The sequence below is a fragment of the Pelomonas sp. KK5 genome (assembly GCF_001984095.1).
Lineage (GTDB): Bacteria > Pseudomonadota > Gammaproteobacteria > Burkholderiales > Burkholderiaceae_C > KK5.
Genome location: NZ_LYVQ01000362.1, coordinates 1 through 3,955 on the forward strand (window position 1 = coordinate 1; position 3,955 = coordinate 3,955).

The following is a 3,955-nucleotide window of genomic DNA, read 5'->3' on the forward strand; positions in this document are numbered from 1 at the left end:
GCACGGCGCTCGCCGCCTCGGCGTCGCGCAGCACATAACCGCCACGTTCGACGGCTGCCCGTTGCGCCGCATCGCGCGGCTGGTGCGCCAGGTTCTGCCGGCTCAGCACCAGGCAGGTCGGATGGTCGCGGCTCTCCAGCGCCGCCTGCCAGGCGGCCTGCGTCTCCACCGCGTCGCCCGGGCGCCAGACGTCCATGTTCGGGATCAGCCGCAGCGTCGCGGTCTGCTCGACCGGCTGGTGGGTCGGGCCGTCCTCGCCGAGGCCGATCGAATCGTGCGTGAACACGTGGATCACGTTCAGCTTCATCAGCGCGGCCATCCGCAAGGCGTTGCGGGCGTACTCGCTGAACATCAGGAAGGTGCCGCCGAAGGGCCGCAGTCCCCCGTGCAGCACGATGCCGTTCATGATCGCGGCCATGCCGAACTCGCGCACGCCGTAGTGCAGGTAGTTGCCGCCGCGCCCCTCGCGCAGGCCGGTCGGCGTGACGCTCGTGCAGGCCGGCCAGTGGGTCAGGTTCGATCCGGTCAGGTCGGCCGAGCCGCCCAGCAGCTCGGGCAGCAACGGCGCCAGCGCGGCGATGGCGTTCTGGCTGGCCTTGCGCGAGGCGATGGTGCCGGCCTGGGCGGCGACGGCTTCGAGCGCCTCGCGCGTGCTTCGCTCGAACCCTTCAGGTAACGCGTTATCCAGGCGGCGCCGCAGCTCCTGCGCGAGCGACGGATGCGCCTGCGCATAGGCCGCGAAGGCGCGCTCCCAGCGGCCGCGCTGCGCCTGGCCGCACTCGCGCGCATCCCACGCGGCGCGCACCTCGTCCGGGATCTCGAAGGGCCCGTGCGGCCAGCCGAGCGCGGCCCGGGTCGCGGCGATCTCGGCCGCGCCCAGCGGCGCGCCGTGGCTGTCGTGGGTGCCGGCCTTGTTCGGCGAGCCGAAGCCGATCGTGGTCCTGCAGCAGACGAGCACCGGCTTGCGCGGCTCTGCCTTCGCGGCCTCGATCGCCGCGTCCAGCGCCTCTGGGTCGTGCCCGTCCACGCCCCGGATCACGCGCCAGCCATAGGCCTCGAAGCGGCCCGGCACGTCCTCGGTGAACCAGCCCTCGGTGTGGCCGTCGATCGAGATGCCGTTGTCGTCCCAGAAGGCCACCAGCTTGTTCAGGCCCCAACTGCCGGCCAGCGCGCAGGCCTCGTGGCTGACGCCTTCCATCAGGCAGCCGTCGCCGAGGAAGACCCAGGTGCGGTGGTCGACGATGGCATGGCCCGGCCGGTTGAATTCGATCGCCAGCAGCTTCTCGGCCAGCGCCATGCCCACGGCGTTGGCGATGCCCTGGCCCAGCGGGCCGGTCGTGGTCTCGACGCCGGGCGTGTAGCCCAGCTCCGGGTGGCCCGGCGTCCGGCTGTGCAACTGGCGGAACTGTTTCAGGTCCTCGACGGAGAGCGCGTAGCCGCTCAGGTGCAGCAGGCCGTAGAGCAGCATCGAGCCGTGGCCGTTGGAGAGCACGAAGCGGTCGCGGTCGGGCCAGCGCGGGTCGCTCGGGTCATGCTTCAGGTGGTGGCGCCAGAGCGCTTCGGCGATGTCGGCCATGCCCATCGGCATGCCGGGGTGGCCGGAGTTGGCCTGCTGCACGGCGTCCATCGCCAGCGCGCGCAGCGCGTTCGCAAGGTGGGTCCTGCTGCTCATCGGGCGGCCCTCAGGCGCAATGCACCGCCGGCGTCCTCGACCAGGCCGAGCTGGAACTCGGTCATCTCCGCGATGCGCACATCGGCCAGGGCCAGCACCTCTTCCGACAGCGGGAACTCCGGGCCGGGCGCGGCGATGATGCCCATGCCGGCGGCATGCAGCGAGCGGATGCCGTTGCCGGAGTCCTCGACGCCGACGGCATGCCGCGGCGCGACGCCGATCTTCTCCAGCACCTGGAGGTAGATGTCCGGCGCGGGCTTGCCGTGGACGACATCGTCCCCGTACATCGTGGCGAGGAAGACGCGGTCCAGGCCCGTCTCGCGCATCACGAAGGCGGCCAGCTCGTTCGGGGAACCCGAGGCCAGGGCGACCTTGTAGCGGCTCGCGGCCAGCTGCACCGCCTCGACCGCGCCTTCGCGCAGCGGCAGCTTGCGGCGGTACTTGGCCAGCAGCCGGCCCTTGATCTCGGCGGCGACGGCGGCTTCGTCCATGCTGAGGCGCTCGCGCAGGCGCAGGCGCTGCACCATCAGCGCGGACCAGGACCGCGTGTTGCAGCCCATTGTCGCCTCCTGGTCCTCGGCGCTCCACAGCATGCCGTTCTCGGTGCAGAACTCCTCGCGCGCCTCGCGCCAGAGCACTTCGGAGTCGATCAGGATGCCGTCCATGTCGAAGACGACGGCTTGGATTGATGTCATGTCAGTTGAACCTTGTCGTTAGGCTTGTCGTCAGTGGGCGAGGCGGCGCTGCAGCGAGGCGGCCAGCGTCTGCAGGATCAGGCAGCAGGAGGTAGCGCCGGCGTCGAGCACGCCGATCGAGCGCGGCCCCAGCCGCGCCGAGCGGCCGATGCGGGCCTGCAGCGCCTGGGTCGAATCACGGCCGGCCGCGGCGGCGACGCTCATCGCGGCCAGGCAGGCGGGGAAGGGCGCGCCGCCTTGCTGCGCTTCGCGGTAGGCGGCCAGCGCCGGGACCAGCGTGTCGATCAGCGTCTTGTCGCCGACCTGCGCATTGCCCATCGCCTGCACGTTCGCCACCGCGCGGGCCAGCGCCTCGCCGAACAGCGCCGCATCCATCGCCGGCTGGCCCTCCAGCGTGCCGACGAAGCCGAGGAAGAAGTTGCCGTACAGCGGGCCCATCGAGCCGCCGATGTCGTCCATCAGCGCCTGCGAGAGCTGCTCCAGCGCGACAGGCAGCACCGCGGCGCGCGCGGCGCCGAGCGCATCGAGCCGCGCGCCGCAGCCGTTGAAGCCCTTGGCCATGTTGATGCCGTGGTCGCCGTCGCCGATCAGGCCGTCGATCTCGCTGAGGTATTGACGGTGGGCGACGACCGCCTCGATCAGCTCGCGCACGATGCCGCCGCTGTCGACGAGGCTCACCGTGGCGCCGCTGAGGCTGCGCGTTACTGCCGCGCCGGTGACTTCGTCTCCGCCGCGGTCCGCGGCCGTGCCGCTGAGGCTGTTGGCGTAGACGCGCGGGCCGGCGGCCTCGCCCAGCTGCGTCATGCCCACGCTCTCGCAGGGCTGGGCCAGGCAGGCTTCCAGCTCCTCGTCCAGCTTCATCAGCGTCAGCGTGACGCCCATCATCTCCAACGAGGTGAACAGGTTGCCCACGCGGTTGAAGACGACGGTGATGCCCTGGTCGGCGAGACGGCGGGCCACCTCGCCGTAGAGGATGTACTGCTCCATCACCGGCGTGGCGCCGAGGCCGGAGATCAGCACGGCGACGCGGTCGCCGCGCACGATGGGCAGGTCGGGCAGCACGACGTCCAGCATCAGCTGCGCCATCTCGGCGGCGCTGACGGTGGTTCGCACATCGATGCCCGGCTCGCCGTGGTGGCCGATGCCGACCTCCATCGTGCCGTGCTCGATGTGGAAGTTCGCCTTGCCGACGGCCGGGATCACGCAGGCCGACAGGCCCACGCCGATGCTGCGGGTGCTGGAGATCGCCTTCTGCGCGGCGGCGATCACCTCGTCCAGCGTGCCGCCCATCGCGGCCTTCGCGGCGCCGACCTTCCACATGAAGATCTCGCCGGCCACGCCGCGGCGGCGCGCCTCGTCGCCCTTGGGCGCCGAGGGCACGTCGTCGTTGGCGACGACGGTCTTCACGACGATGCCCTCGCGCTCGGCCATCTGGCGGGCCATGCCGATGTTCATGTTGTCGCCGGCGTAGTTGCCATAGAGGCAGGCGACGCCGGCGCCGCCGTCGGCCGCGCGGATCGCGTCGAGGAAATTGCGCGCGGTGGGCGAGGAATAGATCTCGCCGAAGGCCGCCGCGTCGACCAGGCCG

General features: G+C 71.5%; 3 protein-coding genes. All 3 read right to left on the minus strand.

Annotated elements, in window-relative coordinates; genetic code table 11:
- Positions 1-1,672 (minus strand): transketolase (gene tkt, locus B0W88_RS30270; RefSeq protein ID WP_077038221.1); only part of this gene is annotated, 1,672 nt, incomplete at its 3' end.
- On the minus strand, positions 1,669-2,367 hold the full coding sequence (locus B0W88_RS30275) for an HAD family phosphatase (protein WP_077038222.1): 699 nt from the start codon (positions 2,365-2,367) through the stop codon (positions 1,669-1,671). The genes tkt and B0W88_RS30275, both read right to left, overlap by 4 nt.
- Positions 2,368-2,397: 30 nt before the next feature.
- Positions 2,398-3,955 (minus strand): dihydroxyacetone kinase subunit DhaL (gene dhaL / locus B0W88_RS30280; RefSeq protein ID WP_077038223.1); only part of this gene is annotated, 1,558 nt, incomplete at its 5' end.

What these genes read in the sequence shown, in the direction of transcription:
- B0W88_RS30275 (WP_077038222.1), bottom strand. Translation starts at nt 2,367, where the DNA reads ATGACATCAATCCAAGCCGTCGTCTTCGACATGGACGGCATCCTGATC.